Raw genomic sequence first — 19433 nt, forward strand, 5'->3', positions numbered from 1 at the left:
TTACCTCGCAGCCCAACCTTGATGAATCTGCCTGACCAGTCGCGCATTCAGCGCGTTCTGTTGCTGCTGCCAGATCTGCACCTGATCCGGCGGTAGCGCCACCTGGCCGTCCGACGCACTCAACCAACGCTTGAACGCACCCTGATAATGGTATTCGGACACGTCGCCAGTAATATCGGCACCGATAATCCGACCCTGACAGGCCTCGATCAATGCCGCCAGGTGATGTTCCAGAAACTCACCCTGATCCCAATTGGTGTTCACCACGTCCGGGCTCAGCACGTCCTTGTCGATGGACAGGTACACCGGCAGCGCTCGATCAAACTGCGCCAGAAACGCGCTCATCAGCGCATCGGCATGGCTGAAGGCGCGATTGCCGCGTCTACAGCCCACCCAATTCATCCAGCGCGTATCGACGTTGACGTTCCAGTAGGTCAGCTTGCCCTTGAGCAGCGGCGACCAGTGATTTTCCCAGGCGTGGCCCAGGCCAATGTCCTGCGAGCCGATACCCAGCACATGCACATGCTCGACCTGCGGCAGACGGCTGGCCCAGTACACCCATGAACCGCAGTGGATGCCGAACGGGTAGCGCATGTTGTCAGGGTGGTTGTCGCAGATGATCAGCTGGAATTTCTGCTGCGTGGGCAGGCGCTTGAGCAGCAGATGACTGAGGTGGTGATAGTCGCCGCTGCCGGTGAACACACAGCCATGCTCGTCGGGCATTCGCGTATCGAGGGCTTTTTCCAGCGCGTGGAATTGCTTCCAGCGGCAGCCGAAGCGGATGGTTTCCTGCCAGGCCTGCAACGGCAGGTACACCGCGTCGGGAATGTCACTCACGGCCCCGTCAAAATCGAGGATCAGCGGTGCCAGGGCCTTCATGACGTGTGCTCCTGATGCCATTGGGTGTCGCTTTCAAAGTGATGACGCCAGCGGTTGCCCAGCCTGCGCAGCAGCGGGTTGCGCACCCACACCAGATGCCGGGTGAAGGTGAAGCTGGCGCCGAGGCTGGCCTTGACCTCAGGGTCGGTCCAGCCCGCCACGTAAAAATCCAGGCCCTGGGCAATGGCGTATTCCAGGTTCACGAACCAGCTGACCACATACAGGTTGAAGTCCAGCGCCAGCGGGTAGTTGAGGCCGATGTACTTGTCGAGCAGCTTGCCGTCCTGCACGTAGCACAGGTTGTAGCCGACCAGTTCGTCGCAGTGCCAGTAACAGAACACGCGTCCATGGCTGTGGGCGTCGCGCAGCAGTTCGGTAAAGAACGCCGGGGTGAGCAGGTCAAAATGGATCTCGCTCTGGTCGTATACCGCGCGGTACAGCCCGTAGAGGCACGCCAGCCAGGCGTCGTCGTTGAAGCGCGCGTCGCCGGTCTGCAGCACTTCGATGTGCAGCGCCTCACGGCTGCGCAGTTTGCGCCGGATATTGCGGCGACGGCTGTGGGAAAGGCGCGCGAGGTAGTCGTCGACGCTGCTGAAGTTGATCGGCACATACGCCAGCGCCTGGCCTTCCAGGCTGATGAAGCCGCGACGAGTGCAGTCATCGATCAGGGCTTGCGCGTAGTGGTTGTCGGCCTCGCTCAGCAGCGGCGATTGGCACGGCACGTCCTTGACGATGGTGAGCGCACGCTGCGGCGCGCATTCATGTTGCAGCCACTGGGCAAGGTCCTGGGGCGACACGCCCTGGGGGAACGGCGCATATTCGCTGACGGTGGTGCCCACAAAGCAGCTGTCGATCCGCAGCCAGGCATGCCAGAGCCCGTAGCCTGGCCAGCCGCGCACACGTTCCACGAAGGTGTCGTCGGCGGTGGTCAGCAGGTCGAAGGGGGTGAAGAAATATGGCAGGCCCTGATGGGAAACCTGCGCGTCAAAACCCACCGGCGGGTGCCGCAAAAAACCTGCAATCAGCGAGGGCGCTTCCAGGCAGCCGGTATAGGCAACCTCGGGACGCAGCGGGGCGGGCAACGGTTGCAGGGCGCAGGTCATGGCAAAAAAGCTCGAAAGTATCCCGCGCCATAGTGCCCCAGCGGGGTGCGGGCCACTTGAACCTCGGCTGTCGAGGCGGCAATCGGCATTTCATCGCCAAACCCATTAGACTTCGATGACCTTTGAAGGCGACTGACCAAGGACCGTCCATGAAACGCAGCCTGATCGTGCTTGCCCTGCTGATCGTCGCCGTCATGGCCGGCGTTGGCGGCTATGTCTACAGCAAACAACCGACCCGTCAGGGCACGCAGACGCTGGCCAACCTGCAAGGCTCGGTCACGGTGCGCTATGACGAGCGTGGCGTGCCGCACATTCGCGCGGGCAACGAGGCCGATCTGTATCGCGCCCTCGGCTATGTGCAGGCCCAGGACCGGCTGTTCCAGATGGAGATGATGCGGCGCCTGGCCCGTGGCGAACTGGCCGAGGTGCTGGGGCCCAAACTGCTGGAGACCGACAAGCTGTTTCGCAGCCTGCGCATTCGCGAGCGCGCCGCTGACTACGTGGCGCACATGGACCACGAGTCCGCGACCTGGAAAGCCCTGCAAGCCTACCTCGACGGCATCAACCAGTATCAGGCCGGCCACCCCAGCCCCATGGAGTTCGACGTGCTGGGCATTGCCAAGCGGCCGTTCACCGCCGAGGACAGCGTCAGCGTTGCCGGGTACATGGCCTACAGCTTTGCCGCCGCGTTTCGTACCGAGCCGTTGCTGACCTATATCCACGACCGGTTGGGCAGCGACTACCTGAAGGTCTTCGACCTCGACTGGCAACCCAGGGGCGCCCTGAACCTGGCAGACAGCGACTGGCAACACCTCGGCGCCCTCGCCCAACTGAGCGACCAGGCCCTGGCCGACAATGGTTTGCCGCAGTTTGAAGGTAGCAACGCCTGGGCCATCAGTGGCAGCCGCACCCAGAGCGGCAAGCCGTTGCTGGCGGGCGATCCGCATATTCGTTTTTCGGTGCCGTCGGTGTGGTACGAGGCGCAGCTATCGGCGCCGGGCTTTGAGCTGTATGGCTACCACAACGCGCTGTCGCCGATGGCGTTTCTGGGGCACAACCTGGACTTCGGCTGGAGCCTGACCATGTTCCAGAACGATGACCTCGACCTGATCGCCGAGAAGACCAACCCGGACAACCCAAACCAGGTCTGGTACCACGGCCAATGGGTCGACATGACCAGCAGCGAGCAACAGATTACGGTCAAGGGCCAGGAGCCGGTCACCCTCACCCTGCGCCGCTCGCCCCACGGCCCGATCATCAACAGTGTGCTCGGCGATAACAGCGGCACGACGCCGATTGCCATGTGGTGGGCGTTTCTCGACTCCGACAACCGTAGCCTCGAAGGCTTCTACGAACTCAACCGCGCCGACACCCTGGCCAAGGCGCGCGCGGCGTCTTCCAAAGTGTCGGCACCGGGCCTGAACATCGTGTGGGCCAATGCCAAGGGCGACATCGGCTGGTGGGCGGCGGCACAATTGCCGATTCGGCCGCCGGGCGTGAATGCCGGGATGATCCTCGACGGCAGCACACCGGAAGGCGACAAATTGGGCTTCTACCCGTTCAGCGCCAACCCGCAGGAAGAGAACCCGGCGCGGGGTTACGTGGTGTCCGCCAATGCCCAGCCGGTATCGCCCAGCGGCATGGAAATCCCCGGTTATTACAACCTGCCCGACCGTGGCCAGCAGTTGAATGCGCAGTTGAGCGACAACAGCGTGAAGTGGAACGTCACCAACAGCCAGGCTCTGCAACTGGGCACCACCACGGCGTTCGGCCCGCGCCTGCTGGCGCCGTTGTTGCCGGTGCTGCGCGAGGTGGTCAAGGACCCGGCCCAGTTGCAACTGGTGGAGCAACTGGCGGCGTGGAAAGGCGATTACCCGCTCGATTCCACCAGTGCCACGCTGTTCAACCAGTTCCTGTTCAACCTGGCCGAGGCGGCTTTCCACCCCAAACTCGGCGACGCACTCTTCAAGACCCTGCTCAGCACCCGCGTGATCGACGCCGCGCTGCCGCGCCTGGCTGCGTCCGCGGACTCGCCCTGGTGGGACGGCAAGCGCGCCGACACCGTCAAGCGCGCGTGGGACAACAGCCTGAGCCATCTCAAGGCTACGTTCGGCGACGACCCGACGCAGTGGCAATGGGGCAAGGCGCACACCCTGACCCACGGGCATCCGCTGGGCTCGCAAAAGCCGCTGGACCAGATCGTCAACGTCGGCCCGTTCGCCGCGCCCGGCACCCACGAAGTACCGAACAACCAGTCAGCCAATATCGGCCCGGCGCCCTGGCCCGTCACCTACGGCCCCTCCACCCGACGCCTGATCGACTTCGCCGACGCCGCCCACGCCCTCACCATCAACCCGGTCGGGCAAAGCGGCGTGCCGTTCGACGCGCATTACAGCGACCAGGCACAAACCTACATTGAGGGCGGTTACGAACAGGCGCACTTCACCGACGAGGAAGTCACCGCCAACACGCGCGGCACGCTCAAGCTGCTGCCAGCGCGATAGGCATTGGTCGAGGGGTACTCCCAAACCGGTGCCTCAAACCGGTGCGGCGAAGTTGAGCCTGAACCGCTGCGGCGTCACCCCCAGCCGGCGGCTGAACACGCTGCGCATGTGCTGTGCATCGCGAAAGCCGCATTGATAAGCCACCGTCTTGAGCGGCGCGCGGGTGCTTTCGAGCATCACCCGCGCGGCGTCCACGCGTGCACGCTCGACGAACTCCGCCGGAGTGATGTGCGCTTCACGGGCGAACACCCGGGAGAAATTGCGCGCACTCATGCTGGCCGCCCTGGCCAGATCGGCGATGGTCAAATCCCCGGTTAAATTGGCCAACACATACAACTGCACCCGAGCCACCGCCGAGGAGGTGTCGGCATGGGGTGTGAGAAATGGGCTGAACTGCGACTGCCCGCCCGAACGCTGGGTGAACACCACCAGGCGCTTGGCCACGCTCAAGGCCACCTCCGGCCCGTGATCCTGGGCCAGCAGGTACAACGACAAATCGATACCCGCCGTCACACCGGCCGAGGTGTAGAGGTTGCCGTCCTGCACGTAAAGACGGTCGGCCTCTACCCGCGTCGAGGGGCACAGACGCGCCAGGTCAGCGGCATCGTTCCAATGCGTTGTCACGGTTTTCCCGCCCAGCAAACCGGCACGCGCGAGCATGAACGCGCCGTTGCAGATCGACCCGAAGCGCTGCGAGCAGGCCGCTGCGCCGCGCAGCCAATCATAGAACTGCGCGCCGAAGTCCTCGAAGGGCAACTGCGGGCCGCCGGCGACCAGCAGCAGGTCACAGGTTTGCAGAGCTTCGCTGTAGTGCTTGTGGGCTTGCAGCGACAACCCATTGGAAGCGGCCATCATGCCGTGACCCACACCGATCACTTCCAGTTGGTAATGGTCCTCGGGCGCCAGGAATCGGTTCGCCTCGCAGAACACATCCATGGGTCCGCTCACGTCCAGCGACTGGACGCCAGGGAAGATCAGGATGGCGACGGTTCTATGCATGACGACACCTTATATGGGGCGGGCCCGACACCCTGTAGGAGCTGACTTGCCTGCGATGCAGACACCTCGGTGTATCAGGTATATCGAGGGGATGCTATCAGGCAAGCCACCGCCCCCATTCGACCGAGTACACCCCTGGCACGATGTGTCGGCATATTGGCCGCAATCGCACCCTCGCCGCGATGGCCGCCCGGCAGGTGCGCGACCAGACTGGGGGCTTCCCACAGGAGAACAACCATGACCACGACCATCGCCGGCATCAAGATCCCCGACAGCGCCCTGGCCAGGGCCGCTACCGACTACATCCGCGACATCGAGTCCGACCTGCTCTACCACCACTCGCGCCGGGTGTTCCTGTTTGGCGCATTGAGCGGTGAACGCAAGCAGTTGGTGTACAACCCTGAGTTGCTCTACGTCGGCGCGATGCTCCATGACCTGGGCTTGATGGAAGGCCATCGCAGCGACGACGAGCGCTTCGAAGTGGACGGCGCCAATGCGGCGGCGAAGTTTCTCAAGCCTTACGGGCTGAGCGATGACGATATCGAGCAGGTATGGCTGTCCATCGCCCTGCACACAACCCCGGGGGTGCCGCAGCATCTGCGTCCCACGGTGGCGCTGGTAACCGCCGGTGTGGAAATGGACGTGCTGGGCATGGACTACGCCGCGTTCAGCAGCGCGCAGCGCGAGGCTGTGGTGCATGCGCATCCACGCGGTGAGGGGTTCAAGGAGTGCATCATCTGCGCATTTGCCGACGGCTTGCGCCATCGTCCGCAGACCACGTTTGGCAACGTAAAGACCGATGTTCTGCTGGACCAGCTGCCGGGGTTCAAGCCGACGAATTTTGTGCAGGTGATTCGCACGTCGCCGTGGGCAGCGTAATCAACTTGAAATGCAATTAAAGGTGAGAGGGGCTTGCTCCCGATAGCAGTGGGTCAGTCTCACTTCAATTGACTGACACCCTGCTCTCGGGAGCAAGCCCCCCACACTTTAAATCGGAGCCGGCGCGCGACGCTTGTCCGGCTGTTGCCAGCCATCCGCCGCCGCTTCTTCGATGGCTTGCTGGATCGCCTTCTTGCGATGCTCTTCGGCACGCCGGCTGAAGAACCACACCAGAAACGTCACCAGCGACACCGCCAACAGAATCAGACTCGCCACGGCGTTGATCTCGGGTTTGACCCCCAGGCGTACCGCCGAGAACACTTCCATCGGCAAAGTGGTCGAACCCGGTCCCGACACGAAGCTGGCCAACACCAGGTCGTCCAGCGACAGCGCAAACGACATCATGCCGCCCGCCGCCAGCGACGGCGCGATCATCGGGATGGTGATCAGGAAGAACACCTTCCACGGCCGTGCGCCCAGGTCCATCGCCGCTTCTTCAATCGACAGGTCCAGCTCACGCAGGCGCGCCGACACCACCACCGCCACGTACGCCGCACAGAAGGTGGTGTGGGCGATCCAGATGGTGACGATGCCACGCTCCTGAGGCCAGCCGATCAGTTGCGCCATCGCCACGAACAGCAGCAACAGCGACAGACCGGTGATCACTTCGGGCATCACCAGCGGCGCGGTCACCAGGCCGCCGAACAGCGTGCGGCCCTTGAACTGGCTGATGCGCGTCAGCACGAAGGCCGCCAGCGTACCCAGCGCCACTGCCGCCACCGCCGTGTAGCAGGCGATTTCCAGCGAGCGCGCCACCGAGCCCATCAACTGTGTGTTGTCCAGCAGGCCCACGTACCACTTGATCGACCAACCGCCCCACACCGTCACCAGCTTGGATTCGTTGAACGAGTAGATCACCAGGATCAGCATCGGCAAGTAGATGAACAACAAGCCTGCGACCAGCATGAAGCTGGAGAAACGAAAGCGCTTCATATCTTGCCCTCCAGCTCTTTGGCCTGGCTGCGGTTGAACAGGATGATCGGCACGATCAGGATCGCCAGCATCACCACCGCCAGGGCGGACGCCACCGGCCAGTCACGGTTATTGAAGAATTCCTGCCACAGCACTTTACCGATCATCAGGGTTTCCGGGCCGCCGAGCAGTTCGGGGATCACGAACTCGCCTACCACCGGGATAAACACCAGCATGCAACCGGCAATGATGCCGTTCTTGGACAGCGGCACGGTGATTTTCCAGAAGCTGTTGAAGGTGCTCGAACCCAGATCGGATGCGGCTTCCAGCAGGCTCTGATCGTGCTTAACCAGGTTGGCGTACAGCGGCAGGATCATGAACGGCAGGTACGAATAGACCACGCCGATATACACCGCAATGTTGGTGTTGAGGATCTGCAGCGGCTCGCTGATCAGCCCCATGGACATCAGGAAGCCATTGAGCAGACCGTTGTTGCTGAGGATGCCCATCCACGCATACACGCGGATCAGGATCGCGGTCCAGGTCGGCATCATGATCAGCAGCACCAGCACGGTCTGCATCTCTTTGCGCGCGGTGGCGATGGCGTAGGCCATCGGGTAACCGACCAACAGGCACAGCAGCGTGCTGAAAAACGCCATTTTCAGCGAGCCGAGGTAAGCGGCAATGTACAGCTCATCCCCCGCCAGCAAGCTGTAGTTGGCCAGGTTCAGCACCACTTGCAGCTTCTGCTCAACGTAGGTGTAGATCTCGGTGTACGGCGGGATCGCCACATCGGCTTCGGCAAAGCTGATTTTCAACACGATGAAAAACGGCAGTGCGAAAAACAGGAACAGCCACAGGAACGGAATCCCGATGACCACCTGCTTGCCACTGGGGACGAGGCGGTTCAAGCGCCGCTTGAGTTTTTTTGTGTTCATGAGCGCAGTACCACGCCGCTGTCGTCTTCCCACCACACGTACACCTGATCACCCCAGGTAGGACGCTGGCCACGGCGCTCGGCGTTGGCGACGAAGGACTGCACCAGTTTGCCGCTCGGCAGCTCCACGTAGAACACCGAGTGCCCCCCCAGGTAGGCGATGTCGTGCACCTTGCCGCTGGACCAGTTGTGTTCGCAGGTCGGCATCTCTGAGGTGACCAACAGTTTTTCCGGGCGGATGGCGTAGGTCACCGACTTGTCTTCCACCGAAGTGGCGATGCCGTAGCCCACGTAGATGTCGCGGTCCAGGTCCGGGCACTTGAGCACCGCGTGACCTTCGGCGTCGTCCACCACCTGGGTTTCGAAGATGTTGACGTTACCGATGAATTCGCACACCAGACGGCTGGTCGGCGTCTCGTAGATATCGATCGGGCTGCCGATCTGCGCGATCCAGCCAAGGTGCATGATCGCGATGCGCTCGGCCATGGTCATGGCCTCTTCCTGGTCGTGGGTGACCATCACGCAGGTCACGCCGACGCGCTCGATGATCTCCACCAGCTCGAGCTGCATCTGCGAGCGCAGTTTCTTGTCCAGCGCGCCCATCGGCTCATCGAGCAGCAGCAGTTTCGGGCGCTTGGCCAGGGAACGGGCCAGGGCCACGCGCTGGCGCTGACCGCCGGACAACTGGTGCGGCTTGCGCTTGGCGTACTGGCTCATCTGCACCAGCTTGAGCATCTCGGCCACGCGGGCGTCGACTTCGGCTTTGGGGATCTTGTCCTGTTGCAGGCCGAAGGCGATGTTCTGCGCCACGGTCATGTGCGGGAACAGCGCGTAGGACTGGAACATCATGTTGATCGGCCGCTCGTAGGGCGGCATGTCGGTGATGTCCACACCGTCGAGGTAGATGCGGCCTTCGGTCGGGCGCTCGAAACCTGCGAGCATGCGCAGCAGGGTGGACTTGCCCGATCCCGAACCGCCGAGCAGGGCAAAGATCTCGCCTTTTTTGATTTCCAGGGACACATCGTCCACGGCAATCGTCTCGTCGAACTTCTTCGTGACCCGGTCGATTTTGACCAGCACCTTCTTCGGTGTCTGGTCGCCCTCGAGGGCTTTCTTGTAGGCGCCGGAGGCAACAGCCATTTACGAAACTCCCAAAAAAGAGTGCAGTTCGCCCAATGCGGGCGAACCCTGGATAGTTTGAGCGCTACTTGCCCGTCTTGACCTTGGTCCAGCTACGGGTCATCAAGCGTTGCACCTTCGGGGGTAGCTCGAAGTTGACGAATGTCCGGTCGAGAACCGCCTGCGGTGGGTAAACCGCTGCGTCGGTGCGTATCGATTGCTCCATCAGTGTGTCCGACCCCGGGTTAGGGTTGGCGTAACCGACGTAATCACTGACCTGGGCGATCACCTCAGGTTGCAGCAAATAGTTGATGAAGGCGTGGGCTTCCTTGACGTTGGTGGCGTCCTTGGGAATCGCCAGCACGTCGAACCACAGGTTGCCGCCTTCCTTGGGAATCGCGTAGGCGATGTTCACGCCCTTGCCTGCCTCGGCCGCACGGGCCTTGGCCTGGAACACATCGCCGGAGAAACCGGCCGCCACGCAGATATTGCCGTTGGCCAGGTCCGAGATGTATTTGGAGGAATGAAAGTAGGTCACGTAGGGCCGCACTTTGAGCAGCTTCTCTTCGGCCTTCTTGTAGTCGGCCGGGTTGGTGCTGTTGGGATCCAGGCCCATGTAATTGAGCACCGCCGGCAGCATCTCATCGGCTGAGTCCATGAACGACACGCCGCAGCTGGCGAGCTTCTTCATGTTTTCCGGTTCGAACAGCACCGCCCAGGAGTCGATATGGTCGACGCCCAGCACCTCTTTCACTTTATCGACGTTGTAGCCGATGCCGTTGGTGCCCCACAGGTACGGCACAGAATACTGGTTACCCGGATCGTTCTTTTCCAGACGCTTGAGCAACGCCGGGTCAAGGTTGGAATAGTTAGTCAGCAATGACTTGTCGAGCTTCTGAAACGCCCCGGCCTTGATCTGCTTGCCGAGAAAGTGGTTGGACGGCACCACCACGTCGTAGCCGGTGCGCCCGGTCAGCAGCTTGCCTTCCAGGGTTTCGTTGGAATCAAACACGTCGTACACGGGCTTGATGCCGGTGGCCTTTTCGAAGTTGGCCAGGGTGTCAGGGCCGATGTAGTCCGACCAGTTATAAATATGCACAGTCGGTGCAGCCTGCACGCTGACAGCCAGCGTGATACCTGCACCCACCAGCAAGGCTTTGCGAAATAAAGAAATTGGCAAGTGGAGGTCCTCTTCAATAGTTGGCCCTGAAGTTGTTGCCCGGCAACAAAACCGGCGCGCAACTTACCTTCGATAAACCGATCCGGCAAAACTTTCTTTCATTTAATTGATGTGCGGGAGGGCGTTTGTGCCCTCCCACGGGTAGCAGGGCTTACTTGCCCGACTTGATCTTGGTCCAGCTGCGTGTCATTTCACGCTGGGTGGCGGCCGGCAGGTCGGCAATCGCGTACAGCTTGGCTTGCACGTCCGCTGGCGGGTAGATGCCCGGGTCGCTGGTGATGTCTTTATCGACCAGTGCGGTAGCCTTCTCGTTACCATTCGGGAAACGCACGCTGTTGGTGATCGACGCCATCACTTCCGGCTTGAGCAGGTAGTTCATGAACTTATAGGCGGCATCGACGTTTTCGGCATCCTTGGGAATGGCGACCATGTCGAAGAAGCTGCCGGCGCCTTCCTTGGGAATGTCGTAGGCCACCTTGACCTTGCCACCGGCTTCGGCCGCGCGGGACTTGGCCTGCTGGATGTCACCCGAGTAACCCACGGCTACGCAGATGTTGCCGTTGGCCAGGTCGGAGATGTACTTGGACGAGTGGAAGTAGCCGATCGAAGGACGGATTTTCAGGAACAGCGCTTCGGCTTGCTTGAGGTCGTCTTTCTTCTGGCTGTCGGTTGGCAGGCCCAGGTAATGCAGGGCAATCGGCAGCATTTCGGTTGGCGAATCGAGGAAGCTCACACCGCAGCTTTTGAGCTTGGCGATGTTCTCGGGCTGAAGCAGCACATCCCACGAGTCGATCTTGTCCACGCCCAGCGCAGCCTTGACCTTCTCCGGGTTGTAGCCGATGCCGATGGAGCCCCACATGTACGGGAACGCGTGCTTGTTGCCCGGGTCGCTGACTGACACGGCTTTGAGCAGGGATTTGTTCAGGTTGCTGTAGTTGGGCAACTTGGACGTGTCCAGCTCCTGGTACACACCCGCCTTGATCTGCTTGGCGAGGAAGTTGTTCGACGGCACGACGATATCGTAGCCGGACTTGCCCGCCAGCAACTTGGCTTCCAGGGTTTCGTTGCTGTCGAACACGTCGTACACCACTTTGATGCCCGACTCTTTTTCAAAGTTGGCGATGGTGTCCGGTGCAATGTAGTCGGACCAGTTGTACACGTGCAGCACTTTACTGTCTGCCTGGGCCGCGCCCGCCATTGCGCCCATCAGGGACAAGGCGAGGAGGGTCTTGCCAGCGTTTTTCAAACCTGATGCCTTCATTATGGTGATGCTCCGATTTTTTCTTTATTAGCCACAGCCTGCGTTATTTGATGCGTGCTGAGACTAGCACTTAGCCCTGCAATTGGGCCAAGGTCAGGTCCAGGCAGGTACCCGCCTTGGTCACCAGCTCGTCAATTTCCGCGTGGCTGATCACAAGCGGCGGAGAAATGATCATGGTATCGCCCACGGCACGCATGATCAGGCCGTTGTTGAAGCAAAAGTTACGACAGATCATGCCTGCGCCACGGCCTTCATAACGCTTGCGCGTGGCCTTGTCCTGCACCAGCTCAATCGCACCCAGCAAGCCAACACCGCGTACTTCGCCCACCAGCGGATGATCCGCAAGCTCGCGCAGACGTTTCTGCAAATAGGGTGCCGTTTCATCCTGCACACGCTGGATGATTTTCTCTTCGCGCAGAATACGGATGTTTTCCAGCGCCACCGCCGCCGCCACCGGATGCCCGGAGTAGGTGAAGCCGTGGTTGAAATCGCCGCCTTCATTGAGCACGGCCACCACGTCGTCGTGCACGATCAGCCCGCCCATGGGGATGTAGCCCGAGGTCAGGCCCTTGGCGATGGTCATCATGTGCGGCTTGAGCCCGTAGAAATCGCTGCCGAACCACTCACCGGTTCGGCCGAAGCCGCAGATCACTTCGTCGGCGACAAACAGAATGTCGTACTTCGCAAGAATTTCCTTGATGCGCGGCCAGTAGGTCGCAGGCGGCACGATCACGCCACCCGCGCCCTGGATCGGCTCGGCAATAAAGGCGCCGACGTTGTCCACGCCCAACTCCAGGATCTTGGCTTCCAGCTGGTCGGCGGCCCATACGCCGAACGCCTCCGGGCTCATGTCGCCGCCTTCGCCAAACCAGTACGGCTGAGCGATGTGGGTAATGCCCGGGATCGGCAGGTCGCCCTGCTCGTGCATATAGGTCATGCCGCCCAGGCTGGCGCCGGCCACGGTGGAGCCGTGGTAGCCATTCTTGCGGCTGATGATGGTTTTCTTGTTCGGCTGGCCCTTGATCGCCCAATAGTGGCGGACCATGCGCAACATGGTGTCGTTGCCTTCGGAGCCGGAGCCGGCGAAGAACACATGATTCATGCCGGCGGGCGCGACGTCGGCGATGGCCTTGGCCAACTCCAGGGCCGGCGGGTGGGCAGTCTGGAAGAACAGGTTGTAGTACGGCAGGGCTTTCATCTGTTTGGCGGCGGCGTCGGCCAGCTCATCGCGTCCGTAGCCGATGGCCACGCACCACAGGCCGGCCATGCCGTCGAGGATCTTGTTGCCTTCGCTGTCCCACAGGTAAACACCGTGGGCCTTGGTGATGATCCTCGGGCCTTTCTCTTTCAATTGCTTGAAGTCGCTGAACGGCGCCAGGTGGTGATCGTTGCTCAAGGCTTGCCATTCACGGGTTTGCGGGTTGTTGCTGGACATACAGGTCTCCTGGTTCGGTGAAGGGCGCGCCGTCTGCACAGCGCGCCCGGCGCATCAGACGGCGAAGAGCAGGAATTCCCGCTCCCACGAACTGATCACACGCTTGAAGTTTTCATGCTCGGCCCGCTTGACTGCGACGTAGCCGGTGATGAATTTCTGCCCGAGGTATTTCTCGATGGTCTTGCTGTTTTCCATGCGTTCCAGGGCGTCTTCGATGGTCAACGGCAGGCGCAGGTTGCGTCGCTCGTAGCCTCGGCCCACCACTGGCGCGCTGGGGTTGTGCTGCTCGACCATGCCGATGTAGCCACACAGCAGGCTGGCGGCAATCGCCAGGTACGGGTTGGCGTCGGCGCCCGGCAGGCGGTTTTCGACACGGCGGTTCTGCGGGCCGGCATCCGGTACGCGCAGGCCGACGGTGCGGTTCTCTTCGCCCCACTCCACATTCACCGGCGCCGAAGTGTCGGGCAGGAAGCGGCGGAACGAGTTCACGTTGGGCGCAAACAGCGGCAGCAGTTCTGGGATGAACTTCTGCAGGCCGCCGATGTGATTGAGGAACAGCTGGCTCATGGTCCCGTCTTCATTGGAGAAGACGTTCTTGCCGGTGGCGATATCGATGATGCTCTGGTGCAGATGCATCGCGCTGCCCGGCTCGCCGGTCATGGGTTTGGCCATGAAGGTGGCGGCCACGTTGTGCTTGAGCGCGGCTTCGCGCATGGTGCGCTTGAACACGAGGATCTGGTCGGCCAGGGACAGCGCGTCGCCGTGACGGAAGTTGATCTCCATCTGCGCGGTGCCGTCTTCGTGGATCAGGGTGTCGAGGTCCAGCTCCTGCAGTTCGCACCAGTCGTAGACGTCTTCGAACAGCGGGTCGAATTCGTTGGCCGCTTCGATGGAGAAGGATTGACGGCCGGTCTCCGGGCGCCCGGAACGGCCAATCGGCGGTTGCAGCGGGAAGTCCGGGTCTTCGCAGCGTTTGGTCAGGTAGAACTCCATCTCCGGCGCCACGATGGGCTGCCAGCCTTTGTCGGCGTAGAGCTTGAGCACTTTCTTGAGTACGTTGCGCGGCGACAGCTCGATGGGGTTGCCTTGCTTGTCGTAGGTGTCGTGGATCACCTGAGCGGTGGGCTCGATGGCCCAGGGCACGAGGAACACGGCGTTCTGGTCGGGGCGGCAGATCATGTCGATGTCGGCCGGGTCGAGCAGTTCGTAATAGATGTCGTCTTCGACATAGTCGCCGGTCACGGTCTGCAACAGCACGCTCTCGGGCAGGCGCATGCCTTTTTCGGCGATGAACTTGTTGGTCGGCGAGATCTTGCCTCGGGTGATACCGGTGAGGTCGCCAATCATGCATTCGACTTCTGTGATCTTGTGGTCTTTCAACCAATCGGTGAGCTGGTCGAGGTTGTTACTCATAAATGCCTCTGGGCTGGGTTTCCTGGCGTCCATTAAAGGCCAGGCGTTGGTTGACGCAGCATCCGCGTCGTTTTTTCGTTCAGGGTAGGAGCTTACCTGCCATTTGCTGCAACGTTGCATTCCTCAGGCCAACCTTGTGCGTAATTTTGATCGGCGCGGCAGTCATCTGCGGCGTGATCGCAATCGAGGAGGCAAAAAAGAGGTAGGCCCGGGCGTCAAGAATATTGGCCGGCGCGCGGTGCTTGGCGAGGGATAAATGGAGAGATGACAGGACTTGTCTGATACAGGTCAAGACGCCAACTGGCGGAAGGCGAGACATGAAGCACCCCGGTATTATTGCTGTTATGGGTTTGAATCGAGCTTAGCCTTGTTCATTTTTTTACACAACACCCCCGTAAAAAATACAACACGGCCCGCTTTAGGCTGCGATTCCCCAGCCGCCCAAACCCAAAAAAATGCCGCAAAAAGCCCCAAAAAAGGCCACGCGGCGCTTTTTCAGGGCAAAAAAGGCCTCGCTTGACTTCGGCATGCCGTTCGGGTTGACTGAAACCAGAAAAGATCAATGATTGATATTTTTAACAACAAAGGTGTTGCATCATGTCGGTACCCCCGCGTGCCGTTCAGCTTAACGAAGCGAACGCGTTCCTTAAGGATCATCCTGAGGTTCTGTACGTAGACCTTCTAATTGCGGATATGAATGGTGTGGTGCGCGGCAAGCGCATCGAACGCACCAGCCTCCACAAGGTTTACGAGAAGGGCATTAACCTGCCTGCCTCTTTATTTGCCCTGGATATCAACGGCTCGACGGTGGAAAGCACCGGCCTGGGTCTGGACATCGGTGATGCTGACCGAATCTGTTATCCAATCCCCGACACCCTGTGCAATGAACCCTGGCAAAAGCGCCCTACCGCGCAACTGCTGATGACCATGCACGAACTGGAAGGTGAACCTTTCTTCGCCGATCCTCGCGAAGTACTGCGCCAGGTGGTGAGCAAATTCGACGATCTTGGCCTGACCATCTGCGCCGCCTTCGAGCTTGAGTTCTACCTGATCGACCAGGAGAACGTGAACGGCCGCCCCCAACCGCCCCGCTCGCCGATCTCCGGCAAACGTCCGCACTCGACACAGGTCTACCTGATCGACGACCTCGACGAATACGTCGACTGCCTCCAGGACATTCTGGAAGGCGCCAAAGAGCAAGGCATCCCGGCCGACGCCATCGTCAAGGAAAGTGCCCCAGCGCAGTTCGAAGTGAACCTGCACCACGTTGCCGACCCGATCAAGGCCTGCGACTACGCGGTACTGCTCAAGCGACTGATCAAAAACATCGCCTACGACCATGAGATGGACACCACCTTCATGGCCAAGCCCTACCCGGGCCAGGCTGGCAACGGTTTGCACGTACACATTTCGATCCTGGACAAAGACGGCAAGAACATCTTTGCCAGCGAGGATCCCGAGCAGAACGCCGCATTGCGTCACGCGATCGGCGGTGTGCTCGAGACCCTGCCCGCCCAGATGGCGTTCCTGTGCCCGAACGTCAACTCCTACCGTCGTTTCGGCGCACAGTTCTACGTGCCGAACTCGCCGTGCTGGGGCCTGGACAACCGCACCGTGGCGATTCGCGTGCCCACCGGTTCGTCCGATGCGGTGCGTATCGAACACCGCGTGGCCGGCGCCGATGCCAACCCTTACCTGCTGATGGCTTCGGTCCTCGCGGGCGTGCACCACGGTCTGACCAACAAGATCGAGCCGAATGCACCGGTGGAAGGCAACAGCTACGAGCAGAACGAACAAAGCCTGCCGAACAACCTGCGCGATGCCTTGCGCGAGCTGGACGACAGTGAAGTGATGGCACGGTACATCGATCCCAAATACATCGATATTTTCGTCGCCTGCAAGGAAAGCGAGCTGGAAGAGTTTGAACACTCCATCTCCGACCTTGAGTACAACTGGTACCTGCATACCGTTTAAGCGGTTGCGGTAGTTGAAAAGACGCTGCTGACTTCGGTCAGTGGCGTTTTTTTTGGGCTTATTCAAGGAGACCGAGACGGCTTCATCGGGAGCAAGCCCCCTCCCACATTGGATCTGTGAATACATTTCAACATGTGGGAGGGGGCTTGCTCCCGATGGCGGCCTGGCAGACAACACACCTTCCTACTCATACAATGCCTGCTGCCTTGTAGGAGACTTCCATGTCCACCCGCCCCGCCGCCACTCGCAAACCCCGTGCCCGCAGCCAGGCGCGGATCGACACGATCCTGGATGCCGCCCGCGCGTTGCTGGCCGCCGAAGGCGTGGCCGGTTTGTCGATCTACAGTGTGGCCAAGCGCGCGCAGATTCCGGCGGCGTCGGTGTACCACTTTTTTGCCAGTGTGCCGGCGTTGCTGCAAGCGTTGACGGCGGATGTGCACGCGGCCTTCCGTGCGGCCATCGAGGCCCCCATCGAGCATGACTCGCTCAAGCAATGGCGCGACCTGTCCGCTGTCGTCGAGCAGCGCATGCTCAGCATCTACGCGTACGATGCTGTCGCGCGCCAGTTGATCCTCACCCAGCACGGGCTCACTGAAGTGACCCAGGTCGACCGTCAGCATGATCTGGAGTTGGGGGATTTGATGCTGGCCGTGTTCAACCGCCACTTCGAGGTGCCGCCGCTACCCGACGATGTGGACGTGTTTGCATTGGCGCTGGAGTTGAGCGACCGCGTGTATGCGCGCTCTGTGCATCAGCATGGGCGGATTACGCCGCGCATGGCGGAGGAAGGGATGCGGGTGTTTGATGCGTATGTGGGGCTCTACTTGCCGCAATATTTGCCCAAACGGGGCCTGATCGCGGGCAAGCCCGCTCCCACATTTTGATGTGTGAACACCGTCGAATGTGGGAGCTGGCTTGCCTGCGATAGTGATCTCACAAGCGACGCCACTCACAACTTGGCAATCGACACCTCAGTGGATTTCACAAAGGCGATCACTTCACTGCCGATCACCAGTTCCAGCTCTTTGACCGAGCGCGTGGTGATCACCGACGTGACGATGCCCGAGGCGGTCTGTACGTCGATTTCCGAGAGCACGTCACCGACCACGATTTCCTTGATGGTGCCCTTGAACTGGTTGCGCACGTTGATGGCTTTGATAGTCATGGTGTTTTTCCTGTGTGGGTTATTGAGCCCAACGCAATTGCGTCGGCAGCGGTGAAACAGGTTCGGGTTCCGGCGGCACGCCGGGCAAGGACAGCACGCGGTTGAGCACTTCGGCTTCCAGTGCAGCCAGTCGATGTGAACCACGGGCACGCGGGCGCTGCAGGTCGACGGTGAGGTCCAGGCCGATTTCGCCGTCTTCGATCAGGATCACCCGGTCGGCAATCGCCACGGCTTCGCTGACGTCGTGGGTGACCAGCAACACAGTGAAGCCGTGCTTTTGCCAGAGGTTTTCGATCAGTTGCTGCATTTCGATGCGGGTCAGGGCATCCAGTGCGCCCAACGGCTCGTCGAGCAGCAGCAGGCGCGGTTGGTGGATCAGCGCGCGGGCCAGCGCCACCCGTTGCTTCTGCCCGCCGGACAAGGCCGCCGGCCATTCATCGGCACGCTCGGCCAGGCCCACCGCCTCCAGCGCGTCCAACGCCCGCGGGCGCCAGTTACCCTTGAGGCCCAGGCCCACGTTGTCGATGATCTTTTTCCACGGCAGCAGGCGCGCTTCCTGAAACATCAGCCGCGTGTCTTCAATCGCCTCGTCGAGCGGCGCCGACCCGGCCAGCAGCTGGCCGCCGCTGGCTTTATCCAGGCCCGCCAGCAGGCGCAGCAAGGTGCTTTTACCGCAGCCACTGCGACCGACCACGGCGACGAACTGACCGGCAGGGATATGCAGATCGATCTCTTTGAGTACTTCCCGCGCACCAAAGGACTTGCGCAATTTGCGCACCGCGAGCGGGATGCCCTTGAGCAGGCGCGGAGGTTGTTGAGCAGTCATGCCGCACCTCCCTTATGCACTTGATAGGCCGGGTGCCAGCGCAACCAGACCCGTTCCAGGCCACGCGCGGCCAGGTCGGCCAGTTTGCCGAGGATCGCGTACAACACGATGGCCAGCAGCACCACGTCGGTTTGTAGAAATTCCCGCGCGTTCATCGCCAGGTAGCCGATGCCGGAGCTGGCCGAGATGGTTTCCGCCACGATCAGCGTCAACCACATGAAGCCCAGGGCAAAGCGCACGCCCACCAGGATCGACGGCAACGCGCCGGGCAGAATTACCTGCCAGAACAGGCTGAAACCGGACAAGCCATAGCTTCGCGACATTTCCACCAGTGCCGGGTCGACGTTGCGGATGCCGTGATACGTGTTGAGGTAGATCGGGAACAGCGTGCCGAGGGCGACGAGGAAAATCTTCGCCGTCTCATCAATGCCGAACCACAAGATCACCAACGGAATCAGCGCCAGGTGCGGCACGTTGCGGATCATCTGCACCGAGCTGTCCAGCAAACGCTCGCCCCAGGTCGACAGACCAGTGATAAAGCCCAGCGCCAGGCCGATGCCGCCGCCGATCACGAAGCCCAGGCCGGCCCGCCAGCCACTGATGGCCAGGTGCGTCCAGATTTCGCCGCTGCGCACCAGGTTGACCCCGGCCTCAATCACTGCGCTGGGCGCCGGCAGAATGCGCGTCGACAACCAGCCCGCCGACACCGACAACTGCCACACCGCCAGCAACAGAATCGGCAGCACCCAGGGCGCCACGCGATGGCTCAATTTTTCAACATTCATGG

At 61.1% G+C, this 19433-nt stretch carries 17 protein-coding genes; 4 read left to right on the forward strand and 13 right to left on the reverse strand.

What is annotated here, in order from left to right:
• Positions 1-879: a hypothetical protein gene (locus tag VRB54_RS23050; RefSeq protein WP_338478883.1), complete on the reverse strand. Its 879-nt coding sequence runs from the start codon at positions 877-879 to the stop codon at positions 1-3.
• Complete coding sequence (locus tag VRB54_RS23055) at positions 876-1982, reverse strand: GNAT family N-acetyltransferase (protein ID WP_338478884.1); 1107 nt, start codon at positions 1980-1982, stop codon at positions 876-878. The genes VRB54_RS23050 and VRB54_RS23055 overlap by 4 nt, the downstream gene beginning before the upstream one ends.
• A 149-nt stretch (positions 1983-2131) precedes the next feature.
• Here VRB54_RS23055 and VRB54_RS23060 point away from each other — a divergent pair, with 149 nt between their 5' ends.
• Positions 2132-4486, forward strand: a complete 2355-nt coding sequence (locus VRB54_RS23060) for a penicillin acylase family protein (protein WP_338478885.1) — start codon at positions 2132-2134, stop codon at positions 4484-4486.
• 33 nt (positions 4487-4519) lie between these two features.
• On the opposite strand, the gene VRB54_RS23065 is transcribed toward VRB54_RS23060, so the two are convergent.
• Complete coding sequence (locus tag VRB54_RS23065; RefSeq protein ID WP_338478886.1) at positions 4520-5485, reverse strand: GlxA family transcriptional regulator; 966 nt, start codon at positions 5483-5485, stop codon at positions 4520-4522.
• 237 nt (positions 5486-5722) lie between these two features.
• Between VRB54_RS23065 and VRB54_RS23070 the strand changes: the two genes are divergently transcribed.
• Positions 5723-6364 (forward strand): HD domain-containing protein, encoded by a 642-nt coding sequence (locus VRB54_RS23070; protein ID WP_338478887.1) that lies wholly within the window; start codon positions 5723-5725, stop codon positions 6362-6364.
• Positions 6365-6472: 108 nt separating this feature from the next.
• Here the strand turns inward: VRB54_RS23070 and VRB54_RS23075 are convergent, their stop codons facing one another.
• The 7 genes from VRB54_RS23075 to VRB54_RS23105 form a co-directional block, all read right to left on the reverse strand.
• Positions 6473-7357, reverse strand: a complete 885-nt coding sequence (locus VRB54_RS23075; RefSeq protein WP_209986118.1) for an ABC transporter permease subunit — start codon at positions 7355-7357, stop codon at positions 6473-6475.
• Positions 7354-8274: an ABC transporter permease subunit gene (locus VRB54_RS23080; RefSeq protein ID WP_057006456.1), complete on the reverse strand. Its 921-nt coding sequence runs from the start codon at positions 8272-8274 to the stop codon at positions 7354-7356. The genes VRB54_RS23075 and VRB54_RS23080 overlap by 4 nt, the downstream gene beginning before the upstream one ends.
• Positions 8271-9413, reverse strand: coding sequence for an ABC transporter ATP-binding protein (locus VRB54_RS23085; protein ID WP_105697208.1), 1143 nt, complete (start codon positions 9411-9413; stop codon positions 8271-8273). Before VRB54_RS23085 ends, VRB54_RS23080 begins: the two co-directional genes overlap by 4 nt.
• A 64-nt stretch (positions 9414-9477) precedes the next feature.
• The gene (locus VRB54_RS23090; protein WP_338478888.1) at positions 9478-10572 is read right to left on the reverse strand and encodes a polyamine ABC transporter substrate-binding protein; all 1095 of its coding nucleotides are present in this window, start codon (positions 10570-10572) and stop codon (positions 9478-9480) included.
• A gap of 151 nt (positions 10573-10723) precedes the next feature.
• On the reverse strand, positions 10724-11818 hold the full coding sequence (locus VRB54_RS23095) for a polyamine ABC transporter substrate-binding protein (protein WP_209990556.1): 1095 nt from the start codon (positions 11816-11818) through the stop codon (positions 10724-10726).
• Positions 11819-11903: 85 nt separating this feature from the next.
• Positions 11904-13268 (reverse strand): aspartate aminotransferase family protein, encoded by a 1365-nt coding sequence (locus tag VRB54_RS23100; RefSeq protein ID WP_338478889.1) that lies wholly within the window; start codon positions 13266-13268, stop codon positions 11904-11906.
• Positions 13269-13322: 54 nt separating this feature from the next.
• Entirely contained in the window at positions 13323-14681 is a 1359-nt protein-coding gene (locus VRB54_RS23105) for a glutamine synthetase family protein (RefSeq protein WP_057006451.1), read from the reverse strand.
• A gap of 597 nt (positions 14682-15278) precedes the next feature.
• On the opposite strand from VRB54_RS23105, the gene VRB54_RS23110 reads away from it, so the two are divergent.
• The gene (locus VRB54_RS23110) at positions 15279-16655 is read left to right on the forward strand and encodes a glutamine synthetase family protein (RefSeq protein WP_003234758.1); all 1377 of its coding nucleotides are present in this window, start codon (positions 15279-15281) and stop codon (positions 16653-16655) included.
• A gap of 221 nt (positions 16656-16876) precedes the next feature.
• Positions 16877-17539 (forward strand): TetR/AcrR family transcriptional regulator, encoded by a 663-nt coding sequence (locus tag VRB54_RS23115; protein ID WP_338478890.1) that lies wholly within the window; start codon positions 16877-16879, stop codon positions 17537-17539.
• Between the two features lie 65 nt (positions 17540-17604).
• Here the strand turns inward: VRB54_RS23115 and VRB54_RS23120 are convergent, their stop codons facing one another.
• From VRB54_RS23120 to ssuC, 3 genes are read right to left on the reverse strand one after another with little or no spacing between them, the layout of a single operon-like run.
• Positions 17605-17820 carry a TOBE domain-containing protein gene (locus VRB54_RS23120; protein WP_003176783.1) on the reverse strand — a complete coding sequence of 72 codons (216 nt, stop codon included), beginning with the start codon at positions 17818-17820 and terminating at the stop codon, positions 17605-17607.
• A 19-nt stretch (positions 17821-17839) separates the two neighbouring features.
• A complete protein-coding gene (ssuB, locus tag VRB54_RS23125; RefSeq protein ID WP_338478891.1) occupies positions 17840-18646 on the reverse strand; it encodes an aliphatic sulfonates ABC transporter ATP-binding protein in 807 nt (268 codons plus the stop codon).
• Entirely contained in the window at positions 18643-19431 is a 789-nt protein-coding gene (gene ssuC, locus VRB54_RS23130; protein WP_338478892.1) for an aliphatic sulfonate ABC transporter permease SsuC, read from the reverse strand. Before ssuC ends, ssuB begins: the two co-directional genes overlap by 4 nt.
• Between the last annotated feature and the right edge of the window lie 2 nt (positions 19432-19433).

Origin of the sequence: Pseudomonas trivialis (assembly GCF_036864995.1) — a bacterium.
Classification (GTDB): Bacteria; Pseudomonadota; Gammaproteobacteria; order Pseudomonadales; family Pseudomonadaceae; genus Aquipseudomonas; species Aquipseudomonas trivialis.